The 20,013-nt window shown below is 49.4% G+C and carries 9 protein-coding genes; 8 read left to right on the plus strand and 1 reads right to left on the minus strand.

Annotation, left to right across the window (positions count from 1 at the left end; translation table 11 throughout):
- Positions 1 to 5: 5 nt before the first annotated feature.
- The 7 genes from AC0YOA_RS22175 (at position 6) to AC0YOA_RS22205 (ending at position 18,593) form a co-directional block, all read left to right on the plus strand.
- Positions 6 to 12,290 carry an amino acid adenylation domain-containing protein gene (locus AC0YOA_RS22175; RefSeq protein WP_475788458.1) on the plus strand — a complete coding sequence of 4,095 codons (12,285 nt, stop codon included), beginning with the start codon at positions 6 to 8 and terminating at the stop codon, positions 12,288 to 12,290.
- A gap of 90 nt (positions 12,291 to 12,380) precedes the next feature.
- Positions 12,381 to 12,860 carry an N-acetyltransferase family protein gene (locus tag AC0YOA_RS22180; protein ID WP_475788696.1) on the plus strand — a complete coding sequence of 160 codons (480 nt, stop codon included), beginning with the start codon at positions 12,381 to 12,383 and terminating at the stop codon, positions 12,858 to 12,860.
- Between the two features lie 89 nt (positions 12,861 to 12,949).
- Positions 12,950 to 13,339: a MerR family transcriptional regulator gene (locus AC0YOA_RS22185; protein WP_210040041.1), complete on the plus strand. Its 390-nt coding sequence runs from the start codon at positions 12,950 to 12,952 to the stop codon at positions 13,337 to 13,339.
- A gap of 71 nt (positions 13,340 to 13,410) precedes the next feature.
- The gene (locus tag AC0YOA_RS22190) at positions 13,411 to 14,229 is read left to right on the plus strand and encodes an NAD(P)-dependent oxidoreductase (protein ID WP_475788459.1); all 819 of its coding nucleotides are present in this window, start codon (positions 13,411 to 13,413) and stop codon (positions 14,227 to 14,229) included.
- Positions 14,230 to 14,513: 284 nt separating this feature from the next.
- The gene (locus AC0YOA_RS22195; RefSeq protein WP_475788460.1) at positions 14,514 to 16,001 is read left to right on the plus strand and encodes a phospholipase D-like domain-containing protein; all 1,488 of its coding nucleotides are present in this window, start codon (positions 14,514 to 14,516) and stop codon (positions 15,999 to 16,001) included.
- Between the two features lie 53 nt (positions 16,002 to 16,054).
- Positions 16,055 to 17,881, plus strand: a complete 1,827-nt coding sequence (locus tag AC0YOA_RS22200; RefSeq protein ID WP_475788461.1) for an APC family permease — start codon at positions 16,055 to 16,057, stop codon at positions 17,879 to 17,881.
- Between the two features lie 148 nt (positions 17,882 to 18,029).
- Positions 18,030 to 18,593 carry an NAD(P)H-dependent oxidoreductase gene (locus tag AC0YOA_RS22205; RefSeq protein WP_475788462.1) on the plus strand — a complete coding sequence of 188 codons (564 nt, stop codon included), beginning with the start codon at positions 18,030 to 18,032 and terminating at the stop codon, positions 18,591 to 18,593.
- Positions 18,594 to 18,669: 76 nt separating this feature from the next.
- Here AC0YOA_RS22205 and AC0YOA_RS22210 read toward each other — a convergent pair whose 3' ends face one another.
- Positions 18,670 to 19,029: a winged helix-turn-helix transcriptional regulator gene (locus AC0YOA_RS22210; RefSeq protein WP_475788463.1), complete on the minus strand. Its 360-nt coding sequence runs from the start codon at positions 19,027 to 19,029 to the stop codon at positions 18,670 to 18,672.
- Positions 19,030 to 19,253: 224 nt separating this feature from the next.
- On the opposite strand from AC0YOA_RS22210, the gene AC0YOA_RS22215 reads away from it, so the two are divergent.
- Positions 19,254 to 19,733: an SRPBCC family protein gene (locus tag AC0YOA_RS22215; protein ID WP_475788464.1), complete on the plus strand. Its 480-nt coding sequence runs from the start codon at positions 19,254 to 19,256 to the stop codon at positions 19,731 to 19,733.
- Positions 19,734 to 20,013: the final 280 nt, after the last annotated feature.

Raw genomic sequence — 20,013 nt, forward strand, 5'->3', positions numbered from 1 at the left:
ACGTTATGGCGAAGCTGGATCGACAGCATGTCGAAGACATCGTTGGATTAACCCCGATGCAGGAAGGAATCTTGTTTCATTACTTAAAAGATCCCCTGAGCGACGAGTATTTCGAGCAGCTGTGTCTGGAAATTTCGGGTAAGGTGAATGAGGCGCATTTTGCGGAAGCATGGGAGAGCGTCATTCAAACCAATGAAATGCTGCGTACGCTGTTTCGTTGGGAAAACGTCAAAGCCCCTGTACAAATCATTTTGAAACAGCATCCCTTGCAGCTGGAGCTCCACAGCCTCCAGGATCGGAATGAAGACGACAAGCGGTTGCTGCTAGAAGACATCAAAACGAAGGACGGGGAGAAGAAGTTTGATCTCCGGAAGGTCCCGTTCAGGATCGCGTTATGCCGGCTGGAGGAAGAGAAGCATGAAATGATCATAAGCAGCCATCATATTTTATTTGACGGCTGGAGCAGCGGACTCCTGTTAAAACAATTTATGGATGCATACCGGGGGTTAAGCCGCTCGGAGAACGTCGTACGCCCGAACAAGAAAAGGTATAAGGATTTTGTTAAAATCATTCAAAATCAGGATAAAGAGCAGCAAAAGCGGTTTTGGCAGGGTGTATTTGAAGGGTTTGACTCGCAAACAAGGCTGACATCCGAAATCATCAAGCGCCCCGAAGAACGAAGAGACATTCATCATCGTATCCGATTTTCGAAAGACGAACTGGAGCGTTTTGCAAGGCAAAATGAAGTGACGCTGGCCTCTCTGATCTACGGCGTCTGGGGAATCGTACTGCAAAAAAATGTGAATGAAGACGATATTGTGTTCGGCACGACCGTATCCGGAAGATCCGCATGGTTTCAGGGCATTGAGGAGATTGTCGGGCTGTTCATCAATACGATCCCGCTCCGGGTAACCCGCACTCCGGATGAGTCGGCCATAGATCTGATAAGAAAGGTGCACGGGTCATTACAGAGCAGGGATGAGCATGAGCACACCCCTCTCGCGGATATCAAACGATACAGCGGGTTGGATGGCCTGGCAGAGCTGTTCGATACGATCGTCGTTTTTGAAAATTATCCTTTGGACCGGACCGTCACGAGCAAACAAGGCGAAATTGCCTTCAGCTCTTACTCTGCGTTTGAAATGACGAATTATGATTTAACGATAAGCGTGACCATTGAAGACGATATTGAGGTTTGCTTCAGCTGCAATGAACAGGTGCTCGGCTCATCTTCGGTCATCAGGCTGGCGGAGCATTTTGCCGCAATTATGAAGGATGTGATTCGGACACCCGGGAAAAGGGTGGACCAAATTGAAATCATCTCCGCCGAAGAGAAAAAGCGAATCCTGTACGATTTCAACAATACCCGGACAGCGTTCCCGGATCATCTGGCGGTCAGCCGCTTGTTCGAACGGCAGGCGGTAAGAACGCCGAACCATATCGCTGTCGTGTGCGAGGGGAGAACGGTCACGTATCAAGAGCTGGATGCGATTTCGAACAGCATGGCGCATGAGTTGATCGGCAGAGGCGTGAAGGCCGGGGAAATCGTCGCCATCATGGCAGAACGTTCGGTTGAAATGATTGCCGGCATCATCGCCATTCTTAAAGCGGGAGCCGCATACCTGCCGGTGGATCCCGCATTTCCCGAATCGCGGAAGAGGTATATGCTGCAGGATAGCGGCGCCAGGCTGCTGCTTGCCCATCAAGAGCCGCTCGATAAAAGCGGCCGCTTGGCAGCGGATATTCCGGCCGAACGCATCATGCTGCTGGACGATCAACGGTTATATTCGGGGCAGACATTCAGCCCTGTTCGAGATCCCGACCCGGATGGACTGTTCGCCGTATTCTATACGTCCGGAACGACAGGGAAGCCAAAGGGCGTCATGGTGGAGAACAAAAGCGTCGTCAGCCATATACAGTGGTTTGCCGGAACGTACGGGATAGATAGCACTACGAATGTCCTGCAAATGACGAATTATATATTCGACCCCAGCATACAAGAATTTTTCGGGACCCTGCTTCATGGAGCTGCAATGCATATCGCAGGGCAAAACGTAATTCTGGACCGCGAGCAGTTTGGCAATTATGTGGACCGGCATCAAATCCATATCATTAACCTGATCCCGACGTTATTGAAACAATTAATGAGCAGCAAGCGGAAATTAAACAGTTTGCGCATCATCATATCAGGCGGAGAAAGGCTTGACGATTCGTTAAAGGACGAGCTGGTCGGGAATGGCTATGTGCTGTATAACAACTACGGGCCAACGGAAACGACAGTAGACGCCTTATCTTCGTTATGCTCGGCAGGCAAAGTAACGCTTGGCAAACCGATTGCCAATGCGCGATGCTATATTCTTGACCGTGACCGTAATCTTGCCCCGATCGGCATTGCCGGCGAGCTGTATATCGCCGGAGCCGGAGTGGCCAGAGGGTATTTGAACATGCCCGAGCTTACGGCCGAGAAATTCATGAGCGATCCGTTCATGCCGGATGAAAGAATGTACCGGACAGGCGATATGGGACGATGGCTTCCTGACGGAGAAGTGGAATTGATCGGAAGAGCGGACCACCAGGTGAAGATCAGAGGCCACCGGGTTGAGCTCGGGGAAATTCAGAACCGGTTGCTGCAGCATGATCAAATTCGGGATGCCGTCGTGATCGATCTGGACAATCATGAGGGTAAAAAAACGATTTGCGCTTATATAGTCGCAAATATCCCATTGGAAACCAGGCATCTGAGGGAATTCCTCTCGGCGGAATTGCCGGATTATATGGTGCCTTCCAGCTTTGTCAGACTGGAAAAATTGCCGCTGACATCCATAGGGAAAATTGACCGGAAGGCTTTGCCTGCTCCCGCAGCGATTACCGGAAATGAGTTTGCGGCTCCCCGCAGCCAAACAGAGGAAGTGCTTGCAGACATATGGACTTCCGTGCTGGGAATCGATAAGGGCGCAGTCGGCATTAACGATAATTTTTTCGAATTGGGCGGGGATTCCATTCTGAGCATCCAGATTGCCGGGAAAGCGATGCAAGCGGGGATTCCGATCACGGTAAGCCAAATCTTTCAGCACCAGACGATCGCCGAGCTTGCAAACGCGGCGGAGCAATTGGAGACCAGGGAAGCAAAGGCGGCAGAAGCGCCGGAGACGGGAGAAGTTCCGCTTACACCTATTCAGAAGTGGTTTTTTGAGCAGAATTTGGAAAATGTACATCATTGGAATCAAGCGGTTTTGCTTGAAACCCGCCCCGGTATGAATCCTGAATGGTTGAAGCAGAGCTTCCAAAACCTGGTACGCGCTCATGACAGCTTCCGGCTTCGGTTTATTGAACGCGGCGGAGAGTGGATTCAGACTTATTCGGACGCGCGCGGCGAAGGATCGTTTGAAGTATTTGAGATGTCCGGTATTTCGCCATGGCAGCGCGAAGAAAAAATGAAGGAGTCCTGTTCCCTGCTTCAGCGCAGCTTGAACATTACGGAAGGGCCGTTGATCAGAGCGGCGTATTTCCAGTTTGGGAAAGAAGACAGCGGGAAACTGTTTATTACCGCACATCATCTTGTTGTGGATGGTTACTCGTGGCGGGTGATAACCCAGGACCTGCAGGATAGCTGCGAACAGCTCGAAAAGGGTGAGTCTGTGAAGCTGCTCCCGGGCAGTCTCTCCTTTAAGAAGTGGTCGGCGCATATACGCGAATATGCGAAATCGGACAAAATTAAGGGTGAACAGTCTTATTGGCAAAATAGTATCCCCTCTTCCGTAAACCCGATACCGGCCGATCTGGACCATGGACTCAATACGGAGGAGGCCGCCGATACGATATCCGTTACTCTGACGAAGGAAGAAACGGACAGCCTGCTGCATGATATTCACGGACCGTTCCGGACTCGAATAGACGATATTCTGCTTGCCGCGCTTTCCTGCACATTAAGGGACTGGTCCGGGGCGGCGCTTATCGATCTGGAAGGCCATGGCAGAGAGAAGCTGCTGGAGGAGCATGATGTTTCCCGGACCGTCGGCTGGTTCACCTCGGTATATCCGATCGTCCTGGGAGATACAGCCGGAGATGCGGAATCCGGCGAAATGAGTGGCAGTCTGATCAAGCAGGTGAAGGAACGGTACCGGAGCATCCCAGGCGGGGGAATCGGGTATGAAATTTTGTATTATCTGGCGGAGGACGGCATCCGCGAGACGATCGCATCCAAGCCGAGAGCGCAAATCAGCTTCAACTATTTGGGACAGTTCGACCAGGTTTTGAAAAAGAGCGGATTATTTCAGTTGGCAGACGTAAATACGGGAAGTGCCCGGGATTTGAAGGGAATCCGGAGCCATCTGATTGATATCGACGCGATGATTGCAGGCGGTGTGCTGACCATCGACTGGAAGTACGGCACCCGAATTCATCTGCCGGAGACGATCCGGCAGCTGGCGGAGGATTTTGTCCGCCATTTGAGGAGCATCATCTTGATCTGCAAGGCGGAGAAAACGCGTCAATTTACGCCGTCCGATTTTCCTCTTGCCCCGGTTGGACAAAACAAGCTGGATGAATGGGCCGGGCAATACCGGAATGTGGAAGACATTTATACGCTCTCACCCGTGCAGCAAAGCATGATCTTTCACCATGTATATTCTCCGGGTTCATCCGTGACGGTGGAGCAAACCATATACTCGATTCATACCGGATTGAATATCGGGGCCTTTGAGAAGGTATGGCAAACGGTCCTGAACCGGCATGAAAGCCTGAGGGCTTCCTACCATTGGGAGGGATTGGAGGAGCCCGTACAGATTATCCACCACGATATCAACATTCCATTTGAAGTTCTGGATTGGACGGGCGTTCCGGAATCCGGGAGACGTTCAAGAATGGAACGGCTTATCGAAGAAGACCGCAGAAGAGGATTCGATCTTTCCAAGCCGCCGCTTATGAGAATTCTGGTGGTGCAATGGGAGAAGTCCGCCTATGAGGTGATATGGACGCACCATCATCTTCAGCTTGACGGATGGTGCATCGGCATTCTCCTGAGCGAGATCGGAACGTTGTATGAGGCTTATTCCTCCGGTCATGAACCCGCAATGAACGATGCGCTGCCATTCAAGGAATATATCAAATGGTACCGCGCACAAAATTTGGAGCAGGCCGAGCACTATTGGAAGCGGTCGTTAAAGGGATTTAAAACGCCTATACATTTTGCCGGCCTTTTTCCCGCAGCTGCCAAGATCGCAGCAGAACAGACGCCGGCATTCGGCAAAGCCGTGTATGAGGTACAGCCGGCTATGCAGGAAGCTCTGCGGGACTTTTCCAGGAAGCACCGGCTCACATTAAATACGATCATACAGGGAGCTTGGGCGATTCTATTAAACCGCTATTCCGGGGAGAAAGATATTGTATTTGGCGCCACGTCGTCGGGACGTCCGACTGAACTGGCCGGTTCAGCTTCCATCATCGGCTGCTTCATGAATACACTGCCTTTTCGAGTGTTTGCGGATGCGGGTTACGAAACGATCCCCTGGCTCCAGGACATACAGCGGAGCAGCGTTGAAATGCGTCAATTCGAATACACGCCCCTGTCCGATATTCGCAGCTGGAGCGAAGTGCCGAGGAATTCAGCCTTATATGATCTGTATGAAAGCATCGTCATCATCGAAAATTATCCCTTCGACACAACGCTGAAGGACGGTCTGGGCTCCTTAAAGGTGCAATCCATGAGGGTAGAGGAGCAGATGGATTATCCTCTGACTGTTTATTGCAATTTGCAGCCTGAGCTGCATTTCAATCTCTTATTTGATTATCGTTATTTGGCAGACGACACGGCACATCGGATGCTCGGGCATTTGATCAATATAATCCAGGGATTACTAGAAGGCGAAGGCCGCACGACCGGCGAGATTTCAATGTTATCCGGTGACGAGCTGAGGCAGATTACAGACGGCAGCGATGCTTACATGAATGTTCCCAAAGATCAAAGCTTTAATGAATTATTCGAAGCCCAGGTGAAGCTGCGTCCCGGCCATACGGCGGTTATATGCGGGGATGAGCGGCTGACATACGGCGAGCTGGACATCCTCTCGAACCGGCTGGCTCATAAGCTGATGAAATGGGGTATCGGGCCGGAAGTGCCGGTAGGGTTATTCGTGGAAAGATCTATCAACCTGGTCGTGGGAATCATGGGTATTTTGAAGGCGGGAGGCGCCTTTCTTCCCATTGACGCCGATTATCCGGGCGAGAGGGTCGACTTGATGCTGGAAGATGCCCGGGTGCCTGTCCTGCTTACCGAATCGAGCCTTGAAGCGAAGGTCCGCAACCCTGAGGGCCGTACCGTATGCCTGGATAGGGAATGGGACGTTTTGCTGCAGGAACCGGCAGATAAGCCGGCTTCCGGGGTGGGTCCCGGGAATCTGGCCTATGTCATCTATACTTCCGGCTCAACCGGAAGGCCTAAGGGCGTCATGATGCCGCATGAAGCGGTTGTAAGCCATTCTTTAGATTTGATCGGTCGTTACCGGCTCACTCCGGAGGACCGTGTCCTCCAGTTTTCTTCAATCGGTTTTGATATTTCGCTTGAACAGGTTCTAACGACATTGGCAGCGGGCGCCGCTCTGGTGCTGCGGGACAACAGAATGTGGACTCCGCGGCAGTTTTCGCAAAAATGCAAGGAGTATGGGCTTACGGTTACGAATCTCCCGACCTCCTACTGGAACGAAGTCGTACAGCAGTGGCATATTGAGCCTGACACGGTTCCGGGCGGCGAGCTCAGGCTTGTCATCGTCGGCGGGGAACGAATGCTTCCGGAGAAGGTCGCACTGTGGGAGAAACTCCCGTTCACTAATATTCTTCTTCTCAATGCCTACGGACCTGCGGAGACGGCGATGACCAGCACGCTGTACCCCGTTTCCGGAGAGGGCATCAAGAGTGCGGATTTGACATGCATTCCCGTCGGCAAGCCTCTGGCAAATCGGCGCATTTACATTGTTGACGAAGACATGCGGCTGCTTCCCGTGGGAGTTAAAGGCGAAATAGGTATCGGCGGCATTCCGCTGGCCCGGGGGTACTTGAATAACCCGGAGCTCACGAATGAGAAGTTTATAAAAGACCCGTTCTTCGACGGTTACGGCGACCGTCTTTACCTTACGGGAGATCTGGGAAGGCGGCTTGGAGACGGTAATATCGAGGTGCTGGGGCGGAAGGATGAGCAAACCAAAATCCGCGGCCATCGGATCGACATCGGCGAGATCGAAAGTATATTGAACCGCTGCAGCCTCGTAAAAGATGCCGTAGTCGTTGTGAAATCGCGAGATACGACAGAGCATGATCTTGCCGCGTTCTATGTGGCTTCCGATCCGATGACGAACGAGCCGTCGGGCATAAGAGAATTTCTGAACCATTTGCTCCCGGCGTATATGATTCCCGCGTATTTCATTCCGATGGATCGGCTTCCGCTGAATCCAAACGGAAAAATCGACCGCAAGGCGCTCGCGGGTATGGAAATCGTGATGAACCCCATGGCGGAATATGAAGCTCCGGCCAATAATATCCAGACCAGACTTGTATCCATATGGAAAAAAATATTGGGAACCGGCACTGTGGGAATCAATCATCATTTTTTCGAGATCGGCGGCCAATCCCTAAAGGCGATTATGCTGATTTCCGAAATCCACCGTGAGTTTGAAGTGGAGCTTCCATTGGTCCATGTATTCGAAGCTCCTACAATCAAACAGCTTTCAGCGCTGATCGAAGAAACGATGGACAAGAAAGCGTATCTGTCGATCGGGCCGGCAGCGGAGAAGGCGCGATATGAGGTGTCGGCTGCCCAGAGAAGGCTGTTTATCGTAAGCCGTCTGGCTAGTGCAAGCACCAATTATAATATTCCGGGAGCAGTGCTGCTGAGTGGCCGGATCGATGTGCCGCGGCTGGAACGGGCGTTCAGAGTGCTGGCAGAGCGGCATGAAATGCTGCGAACCTCCTTCATAGAAGAAGAGGGACGAATCTACCAAATCGTGCATCGGCATGCGGAATTGGAGATCCGGCATCTGCACGCCGATGAAAGCGGGCTGGAACGACTGCTTGAACAATTTGTGCAACCGTTTGAGCTGGAACAGGCGCCATTATTTCGAGCCGCGATTGTCAAAGTGTCAGCCTCCAAATGTCTGCTTATGTATGATATGCATCATATAATATCGGATGGACAATCAATCGCCATTCTGATCCGGGAGTTTGTCCGCTTGTACGAAGGGGAAACCCTGCCGGAGCCAAGAATCCAGTATAAAGACTTTTCCGAATGGCAAAATCAATGGCTGATTTCCGATAGGATGAAAAAGCAGGAGGACTACTGGCTCCGAACATTCTCATCGGAAATTCCGCTGCTGGATTTGCCCACCGATCGGCCCCGACCGGGCACGCGGATATTCGAGGGTGATCAGCTTGAATTTGAGTTGAACCATTCCTTGACCTCGGAATTGAATCGAATTGCCCGTGGGCAAGGCGTTACGCTGTATGCCGTGCTGCTGGCGGCCTATAATGTTCTATTGCTGAAGTACACCGGGCAGGAAGATATCGTAGTGGGTAGTCCCGTGGCGGGTAGGCGGCATGCCGAGTTGGAACATATCGTCGGGATGTTCGTCAATACGCTTGCGCTGCGTAATTTCCCTGATCCCGGCAAAACGTTGGAGGCCTTTGTGAAGGAAGTGGCGGAGCGTTCGCTGGAGGCGCTCGAAAATCAGGAGTACCCGTTCGAAATGCTGGTTGAGAAGCTTCAGCCCGCAAGGGATCTGAGCCGTCATCCTTTGTTCGATGTGATGTTTGCGTTTGAGAATGTGGATATGGCCAAGGCGCAGGTGGACGATTTTGAAGTTATTCCATTCGAATATAATAGTCACACGGCCAAATTTGATCTGGAGCTGAAAGTGACCGAGCGCGAAGGCGGTCTCCGCTTTGTTTTGGAATACAGCACCAGTCTGTTCAATCAGGAAACGATCGTCAGGATGGCCGGACACCTGGTCAGGATTCTTGAAATCATTGCGGAAGACAGGACAGTTCCTCTGGGAGAAGTCGATCTCCTATCCGCAGAAGAGAAGAAGATGCTGCTGAGCGATTTCAACAGGACGAGGATGCCGTTCCCGGATCAAAAAACGATCAAGCAGCTTTTCGAGGAACAGGCACAGAAGCATCCTCACCGTACTGCGGTTGTATCCGGCCCAAGATCAATGACGTATAAGGAATTGAACGAGAAAGCGAATCAATTGGCCAAGCGCTTGATCGGGATGGGAGCAGGACCGGAGACGGTAATCGGAATACTGGCGGAGCCTTCGCTCGAAATGATTATCGGAATATGGGGCGTCGTCAAGAGCGGCGCGGCTTATCTTCCCATCGATTCCGAATTTCCGGGGGAACGCATCCGTTATATGCTTGAGGACAGCGGGGCTATTGCGCTTCTCGTTCAACCGCATTTATCGGCGGCTGTCGATTATCCGGGCGAAATCATGCCGCTTGATTATGAACGATTAGTCCCCGGCGATGCTGCGAATCCTGCGGATTATGGCACATCCAATGATCCGGTATATATCATTTATACATCCGGCACGACCGGGATTCCGAAGGGTGTTCCCGTCAAACACCGAAGCCTGGTCAACTACAGCTCGTGGTTCACCCGAACAGCGGCGCTGGAACTTGGCGACAGAACGATGCTGCTATCGTCCTTCGCCTTTGATTTGGGGTATACAAGCTTATATTCTTCGCTTCTTAACGGATGTGAGCTGCATCTGGCTTCAAAGGATATGTATGTCGTTCCCGAGAAGCTGCTGGTGTATTTGACAGCTTATAGAATCAGTTATATCAAGCTCACACCTTCCTTGTTTGGCCTTATGATCAACAGTCCGTCAATCGGTAGTCCGTCAATCGGGGAGAAGCGGACACTTGAGGAATTGAGATTGGTCGTGCTTGGGGGAGAAGAGATCAAGGCTGCCGATATCGGCAAGTTTCACCACTTGTATCCTGGCGCGAGGGTCATCAATCATTACGGGCCTACGGAGGCGACCATCGGAGCCATAACCCATACGGTCCGTTTCGACAATCCCGATTCCTACGCGAAGAAAACCGTCATCGGAAGGCCAGTCGACAATATTAGCGTGCTCCTGCTGGATTCGCGACTGAAGCTTGTTCCCATCGGGGTTGCCGGCGAAATCTGTATTTCCGGGGAAGGATTGACTGAAGGATATTTGAATCTAAATGAACAGAATGCCGAAAAATTCGTAGAGGCTTCATTCGGCAGCGGGACCGTCAGAGCGTACAAAACCGGAGACTTGGGCAGACTCACGGCTGACGGAGAGATCGAATTTCTGGGAAGAACGGACAGCCAGTTGAAAATACGCGGGTTCCGGGTGGAACCGGAGGAAGTGGCCTCGATATTGCGCCGGCATGATTCGGTGATTGATGCAGTCGTGACCGCCCGAAGGGACGAGAATTTCAACAATAGTCTGTACGCCTATCTTGTGTTGAAAGAAGGCGCAGACTCATTGGAATTAAGACAATATGTATCAAACAGGCTTCCCTACTATATGGTTCCGCAACGTATGATGAAGTTGAAGCAGATTCCGTTGACGCCGAACGGCAAAATCGATTTCAAGGCTCTTCCCGAACCATCCGATGCGGCCGTCATGGTGGTCGAGTACGAAATGCCGGCGGATCCGGTTGAACGCAAAATGGCTGAAATCTGGGGGGCGATCCTCGCACAGGACAAGGTCGGCGTGCAGGATTCGTTCTTCGAACTGGGCGGTCACTCGCTTAGTGCGATGCTGCTCGCGGCTGAAATTCATAAAGCGTTCCATGTGGACATTCCGCTCCGGGAGATCTTCAGATCCCCGACAATCAGAGGGATGAGAGAATATATGAGAATGGCGCCGGTAAACATCCATTCGTCGCTGGAGCCGATAAAGACCGGTGATTATTACGAGCTTTCATCCGCTCAGAGGAGATTTTACTCGCTCCATCAGATCGAAGGAATCGGCACAAGCTACAATATGCCGAGGGCAACGCTGTTGGAAGGCGAAATCGATCCGGTGAAATTGGAGAAAGCGTTTAGTGAAATCGTGAAGAGGCATGAAGCGTTCAGGACTTCGTTTGATATCGTGGACGGCGAACCCGTGCAGCGGATACACATGCACGCGGAGGTGGACATCCGCTATACGGAACCTGGGGATGATTGGAGTTCCGATCCCGCGGATGGATGGAGCGACGAGCTGATCCATAACATCGACGCATTTATCCGGCCTTTTGATTTAACCAAGCCGCCTCTGCTCAGAGTCGGGGTTATCCGTTTGAGCCAGGATCGGCATTTGCTGTTAACCGACATGCATCATATCATTTCGGACGGGTATTCCGTCGGCATTCTGGTGCAGGAGTTCGCGAAGTTATATCAAGGCGAACCGCTGCCGGAGATCCGTGTTCAGTATAAGGATTATGCGGCGTGGCAGAATCGGTTTTTGGAGACGGAGGCGGCAAGCCGGCAGGAGGAATATTGGTCGGATATGCTTTCCGGAGACCTTCCCGTTCTGAATTTGCCCACGGATTTCCCCAGACCGGCTATGCAAAGTTTTGAAGGTGAAAGCATCATTTTTGAAACAGGGAATGCATTGAAGGAACAGTTGAGCACGCTATGTCTGGAAACCGGCACAACGCTTTATATGGTATTGCTGGCAGCATACAGCACGTTATTGTCCAGATATGCCTCGCAGCAGGATATTATCGTGGGATCGCCGGTGCTGGGCCGGACGCATTCGGATTTGCAAAATATCATCGGCATGTTCGTCAATACGCTTGCCATAAGAAGTCGTCCAAGAGGAGACCGGTCCTTTGCCGCGCTGCTTGCGGAGGTGAAGGAAAACCTGCTTGAAGCCTATGAACATCAGGATTATCAGTTTGATATGCTCCTGGACAAATTAAAGATCAAGAGGGATCCGGGACGAAATCCGATATTTAGCACCATGCTGGCGCTTCAGGATAGTCCGGGCAAGGAGCATAGGATCGGGAAGATCACGTTGACTCCCGTAAATTACAGGAAGAGCAGCTCCAAGTTTGATCTGTCGTTATTTGCGGAAACCGGTGAAGACCGAATCTTTTTTGAATTCGAGTATGCCAGCAAGCTGTTTGTAAGAGAAACGGTGGAGAAAATGGCAAAGGACTATTTAACCCTATTAAATATCATAAGCCGCGATCCCGAAATCAGTATAAACGCGATTGAGATTGAAGGTATAGTCGTGGATAACGCAGACATTGAAAATATAACCTTTCATTTCTAGTCGCAGATGGTATTATCATTTGGAGGAGCTTGCTTCGGGAAGCTCCTCTTTATGTTTCATGAAGCTTCAGGATTAAAAGGGGAGATTGGCATGAAAATTCGTTTAGTGAAAGGTTCAGACTATTACTTGATTTCGCCTCTGATCAATGATTGGTGGGGAGGCAGGCAAATTTCTGGCAAGCTGCCGAAATTATTCTTTGACCATTTTTCAAGCACCAGCTTCATTGCGGAAAAGGAAGATGAAATGATAGGTTTTCTGATAGGATTCCTCTCGCAAACCCATCCAAATGAAGCCTATATTCACTTTGCGGGCGTTCATCCTGAATACAGAAAACATCATGTTGGAAAGCAATTATACGACGAATTTTTTCATGCAGCGAAACAAAATGGCCGAAGCATTGTCCGATGCATAACGTCTCCTGTAAACAAGGGCTCGATCGCATTTCATACCAGGATGGGATTTGAAATCGAGGCCGGTAATAAGGAAGATGCCGGAGTTTCAGTACACGCAGATTATGATGGGGCCAATCAGGATAGGGTGCTATTTGTTAAAACGATTACGCACCTATGATGATTCAGACGCCCTTTACAACGCGCCTCTAAGATGATATTCTTTCAACATGACGTTAACGTCATGTTTTATCAGAGAGGAAGTGAACGATGAGTCACCGCATGCGCATAGGCGATTTGACGGAACGGGCAGGGGTAACGCAGCGCACCGTCCGATATTACGAAAGCATCGGACTAATCCCGTCAGGCGAGCGTGAAGGCAATGGGCAGCACTATTATACAGAGGAGACGCTTGCCCGTCTGCGGAAAATTGACCAGTTAAAGAGGCTTGGACTCAGTCTGGAAGAAATACGGGATGTTATAGACCTCTATTTCCTTGACCCCAGCGGTGTACAGCCTAAGCAGAAGGTCCTCGGCATCCTCCGTCAGCATCTCGCTGAATCGGACCAGAAGATCGGGGCGCTGCAGCAATTTCGCGCTGAATTGCAGGCCAATATCGAACGCTTCGAGAATTGGTTTGAGGAAAGAGAAGACCACTAAATTTTTTTTGGCCTGAACATGACGTTAACGTTATGTTTAGATATCTAATCTCATTGAGGAGGATTAACAATATGAATGAAACAATAGGTTTTATCGGTCTTGGCAATTTGGGGCTCCCCATGGCAACCAATCTGCTCCATGCCGGGTATTCGATCGCCGTGTACAACCGCACTGCGAGTAAAGCGGAATCGCTCGTTGCTCAGGGTGCGCGGCTAGCCACACGACCTGTTGACGCGGTAACGACCGGGGGAATTGTCGCGACCCTTGTATGGGATGATGCGGCTGTGGAAAGCATCGTCATGAGCGACGGCTTTTTAGAGAAACTGGGACAAGGCGGCATCCATATTTCGATGAGCACGGTATCGCCTGAAACGTCGAGAAAGCTTGCGGCCATCCATGCCCAACATGGCAGTGTCTTGATCGAAGCCCCCATATTTGGAGTAGCCGAGGCCGCTGTCGCCCGGCAGCTCTTGATTCCTGTAGCAGGTCTGAAGAATGCCAAAGAACGAGTCCGCCCGCTCCTGGAGGCGATGGGGGGACAGAATATCTTTGATTTTGGCGAAGAGATCGGAGCGGCAACGCAGGTCAAGCTTGTCGGGAACTTTATGATCGTTTCGGCGGTGCAGACTCTGAGAGAAGCACTTTCGATGGTTGAAAAAAATGGGGGCGATCCCAAAGCAGTGGCCGACATGCTGACACAAACATTATTTGCCGCTCCAATCTATAAGAACTATGGCAGGATGATTGCCGAAAAAAAGGATGCTGCTTTCAGTCAAAGCAGGATTCCGCTGAAGGATGTAGGGATCTTTAAAAAGACAGCTGAGCAGGTGGAATCACCGACACCCGTATCAAGTCTGTTGTACGATCTCTTAAGCAGCGGCGAAGAATGAGCGTGACAAGAGGCAGCTGACCTGCGGGGCGGCTGCCTTTATTCATGCCAAGGATAGAATTTGATGTCTTCAAAGGATGATTAATGACATTAATTTTATGATTAATAACATTAATTAATTTTGATTAACGACATTAATTATGTCTGAAATGCAAAGACCGTCAAACACTTGAAAATTTGTGTTCGGCGGCCTTTTTGCGCTCACGTCCAGGTAAACGGATATATTCGTCACCATTTGAACACCATAATTTTTGATAAGGATATAACGATGGGGGATTATTCTTAATGTGGATTGTTGGGCTCTACATATTGAATGCTGTATGTATGCTAGTCATTGCCATCCGGGAGGTCCGCAAGCCGGCAAAAGCTTTGAACTGGCTGGCAATAGGTCTCATTCTGCCTGTTATCGGTTTCATGGTGTATCTTATCATTGCAAATCCGGTGCGTATCTGCCGCGAACGCGAAAGACTCGCCTCATCCCGTAATGAACCGGATTCGCTGCCTGAATTGTTCGGCCGCACATCCTCGATCATTGCGCAATCTGTTAGGCATTTAACCGTGCATGGACTCAGGGAAGGCCGTGTCCAAATCCTTATGAACGGTATTGAAACGTATGAGAAGCTTGTCGAATCCATACAGAAAGCGCAAAGCGCCATTGATCTGGAATATTTTATATATCGGAATGACCAGGCAGGCAAACCCATTACGGACGCACTGATCGAAAGGGCCAAATCCGGCGTGCAGATCCGGTTTGTCAGGGACGGCTGGGGGAGCAGGCAATTTCCGCAAAGCCAGGTCAATCGGATGATGGAAGCCGGAATTGAATGCCGGACGATATTTCCCGCACGTTTTCCCTGGTTGCCCACTTTGACTCACCGGGATCATTGCAAGATCGTCGTGATCGATGGCAAAGAGGGCTTTACAGGCGGTATCAATGTCGGGTATGAGTATACTGGATTAAAGCCTGACGTGGGGTTTTGGCGTGATACCCATATGCGTATAAAAGGAAAGGCTGTTAATGATCTGCAGACTCTGTTCGATGTCCATTGGAATATCGCTTCGCCGGAAAAAATGAAAAGAAAATCGCCGCAGAAGTCCGCCCGGGATAAAAGGCATCGATCGCAGCCCGTTGCTCCATCAGCCAGATTTTCTTTTTTATCGGAGGAATGGGGAAGTGAGCTGGGTGCGGATCTTGATCCCATACCGGGCACAGACGTGCTTCATCATGCTTACATACAGACGTTGGAAAGCAATCCTGGACTGCCAACACAGGTCATCCGGCAGGCTTACTTCGTTTGTCTGACCCAAGCGTCCCGGACCATTGACATAACCACGCCTTACTTTGTGCCTGAAGCAGATATCATTATGGCTTTAAAGACAGCCGTGGCGCGGGGTGTGCGCGTAAGATTGCTGGTTCCTCGCCGCGTGACTCCCAAAATCATAGGGTATGCAGGCCGTACCTACTATGGAGAGCTGCTGGAAGCCGGGGTGCATATTTATATGTATGAGAAAGGTACGGTCCATGCGAAGGTGATGATCATCGATGAGGAAATGGCAGGAATCGGCTCAGCGAATTACGATGTCTCAAGTTTTCGTCTGAATTTCGAGGTCATTGAACTGCTCTACAGCACCCGCACAGCGCTGGAACTCACAGTGCAATTTGAACGCGATCTTAATGATTCCGTTCCTTTGCGTATGGACGAATTGAATGAGCGCACGTATCAACAACGCTTTATTGATCAAGCAGCGCGACTGTTTGCTCCTTTATTATAAAACAATCCGGATAGCAATTTAAGGACTGAAATAATTTTTGGTGGTGAATCCGAATGCTTTCGACCCTAAAAAGATTCTTAATTGGACGACCGCTGAAATCGACTGCATTAGGGGAACAAAAACTGAATAAGACGAAAGCGTTAGCCATCCTTTCTTCAGATGCCTTATCTTCAGTGGCATATGGGCCAGAGCAGATACTGGTTGTATTGATTACAGTAAGTGCTGCAGCCATTTGGTACTCCATTCCGATTGCGATTGGAGTTTTGATTCTGCTGACGGCTCTTATCCTGTCCTATCGGCAAATCATCTTTGCGTATCCTCATGGCGGCGGAGCTTATGTGGTTTCAAAGGAAAATCTGGGCATATACCCGGGGCTGATCGCTGGAGGCTCCTTATTGGTGGACTACATTCTGACGGTTGCTGTAAGTGTGTCGGCAGGCACGGATGCCATTACATCTGCTTTTCCTTCTTTACATCCTTATAATGTCGCCATTGCCATCGTATTTGTCCTGTTCATTACAACCTTGAATTTAAGGGGCGTAACCGAGTCGGCATCTATTTTAGCCTATCCCGTTTATTTATTTGTTTTCGCGTTATTCATTCTAATCGGCGTTGGCATTTACAATATCGTAACGGGGGATATTCCCCCTGAATTACATACACCAATCGGCACCCCGGTAGCTGGAATCAGTTTATTTCTGCTACTAAGAGCATTTGCTTCGGGCAGCTCGGCTTTAACAGGCGTTGAAGCGATCTCAAACGCCATCCCGAACTTCAAAGCGCCGGCTCCCAATAACGCGGCCAAGACACTGCTGGCCATGGGTTCTTTATTGGCCTTGTTGTTTTCGGGTATCGTATGCCTGGCTTATTATTATGGAATTGTTCCCAGAGCGGACGTAACGGTGGTCTCCCAGATTGCGGAGCAGACCTTTGGACGGAACTTTATGTATTTCTTCATTCAAGGAACTACGGCCCTGATACTGATCCTAGCCGCCAACACCGGGTATTCTGCATTTCCTCTGCTTGCAGTTAATCTTGCCAAGGATAGATTTATTCCAAGAATGTTCACGATCCGCGGAGACCGGTTGGGGTATTCCAACGGGATTATCAATCTTGGCGTTTTTTCGATCATTCTGATCATAGCGTTTAAAGGAAAGACGGAGCATCTCATCCCGCTTTACGCTGTCGGTGTTTTTATCCCGTTTTCCCTTTCCCAGACAGGTATGGTTGTAAAATGGATCCGCGAAAAGCCCAATGGGTGGGTTTCCAAGCTTATTATAAATACACTGGGGGCGTTGATAAGCTTAATCGTCTGCATGATGTTCTTCTTAACCAAGTTCTCGCAGGTTTGGTCCGTGTTGATTTTCTTGCCGTTGATCATTTTTCTCTTTCATCGGATCAAGAACCATTACACGGCGGTAGGCAATCAATTAGGCATCACAACCTGCGAGGCCGCTCTGCCTATTGAGGGGAATGTAATGATTCTTCCTGTGGCCGGCATTACCCATGTGGTTGAGAATTCATTAAACTATGCCAAATCGCTGTCACCTTTCCAGATTATTGCCGTTTACGTCCATTTTGAGCGGGAGGATGAAGCCGTTTTTGAAGAAAAATGGAGAAAATGGCAGCCTGATGTGAGACTGGTCACCTTGCATTCGCCTTATCGAAGCATCATAAACCCACTGAGCAAATTTATTGATACCGTTCAACGCAAAGCGAGTGAATCGAATTACCAGGTCACCGTCATTATTCCGCAATTCATTCCCAAAAAAGGATGGCATAACATCTTGCATAACCAATCCAGCTTGCTGATTCGCGCTCACTTGCTGTACCGGAGAAATGTCATTATTACTACCGTACCCTTTCATTTAAGGGAATAGGCAGCTGTCAGATTAGCTGAAAACAACATGGAATGAATTTGACACTCACCTTCAGGAAAGTACCTGAACTAAAGGTGCATACTTACATATTTGCAGGGCGCACTTTATACTCAAAGAAATCAATCATTACGAAAGGAGGCCAAAATTTTTGAAAACTCTTGTTATCCTTACACATCCAAGCATTGAGACATCCGTCATAAATAAACGATGGGCAGAAGAACTTCAGAAATATCCGGAAAAGTATACCGTACATGAATTGCATAAGGTTTACCCGGACGGAAACATTGATGCGGAGAAGGAACAGCAATTAATTGAATCGCACGGCAATCTGGTTTTACAGTTCCCTGTATATTGGTTTAATTGTCCGCCTCTCCTAAAAAAATGGCTTGACGATGTTTTTGCATATGGTTGGGCTTATGGTTCAAATGGGGGCGGTAAATTGAAGAATCGCAAAGCTGCCTTAGCCGTATCGGCCGGAATTAAGAAAGGAGATTATAGTGAAGAGGGGAGATATCGTTATACGCTTGAACAATTATTATCTCCTTTTGAGATTACCTTCCTTTACTGCAATGCTGATTATCGTTCATTCTTTGCGTATTATGGTACAGAAAATGAGCCTGGCGAAAATGAGCCCGGCACAGAAAATGAGCCGTCTGTACGCGATTTGGAAAAAAGCGCACAAGATTATCTGGATTTTGTCGACAATCTGTGATAGACAGCTTTATTAAAGCTTAAGAAAAGAAGTATTTCCTTGTTTAGGAGATACTTCTTTTGATTTAAAGCTGTGCCTACTGCTGTGAAACTTCCAGAGCCGACACACTGTTTTTCTCGCCCCAATCGCAGAGCATATGCAGCAAGGGAATTAGAGAAAGACCACGTTCAGACAATGAATATTCAACTTTTGGAGGTACTTGGGGAAATTCCTCGCGTATGATCAGGCCATCCGCCTCCAGCTCCTTTAACATTATGCTTAGCGTTTTAAAGGAAATAGTACCGATGCTTCGCTTCAGCTCATTATGCCGCATAACCTTATTTTCAGACAGCCAATGCAAAATGATCATTTTATATTTACCGCCTATTAAGGACAATGTATATCCAAAGCCAGTGGCTTTTGGTTCGACGCCAGTCGGAACACAGGTTTCGCGCACAGTTGCACTCTCCTTCAGGTGAAGTATATGGATATAAATGGGCATTCTTACTTTACAATAGATCATTATGCAATCGGATGTAAAGTATGAGCGCTACATAAATGAATACGAATAACTGCGATTATTGCGGTCAATAGCTGGAAGATGGAATTATCACCTACCCGTTTCAATCGCCCCATGGTAAAGTTAAGAAATGATGAGACAGCTGCAAGGAGGATTGCGTCATGATGAATGCGTCCAACAAGAAGAGAACTGACTCCGCTTCGAAAATTATCAGGGCCTCGCCGCGAATAATCTACAAGGCATTCGTGGAGCCGGAGAACCTGGTTAGGTGGCTTCCGCCAAAAGGCATGAAAGGCCGCATTTACGAGTTCGATGCCAGGGAGGGCGGATCCTACCGGATGTCCCTCACTTATATCGGAACAGACCACACAGCAACAGGCAAGACTTCGGCGGACTCTGACGTCGTCCAGGGGAGATTTCTGAAGCTGGTCCCGGACGAGCAGATCGTGCAGCAGGTCGAATTTGAGTCCGAAGATCCGATGTACGCGGGTACCATGACGATGACATGGACCTTGAGAGCTGTCCCCGAAGGCACCGAAGTCACCATCATTTGCGAGAACGTCCCCGAAGGAATACGACAGGAAGATCACGATGCAGGCATGAATTCCTCACTGGAAAACCTCGCAGCCTTCACTGAATAAAAGTCCAGCAGCCATAATAATGTGCGTGGACGACATTACGATTTGGGAAACGGGAACCGGCCAATTTCCGGAACATGAGGAGCTCATGATTTCGTATCAAGCTGGATTGTAGATGAATATATTAGTGTTTTAGAACGGAGTAAGTGTTTCCCGGCACTTGGTCCGTTTTTTTTGCCTTTATAAAAATGTATAAGTATATATCGCGCAGGAATGCGATTGTTATTCGCTTGTCTATTATTTTTTATTGGAAGGGGAGAGGCTGCAAACAAATTATTTCGAA

The organism is Paenibacillus sp. JT22N12 (assembly GCF_056269365.1).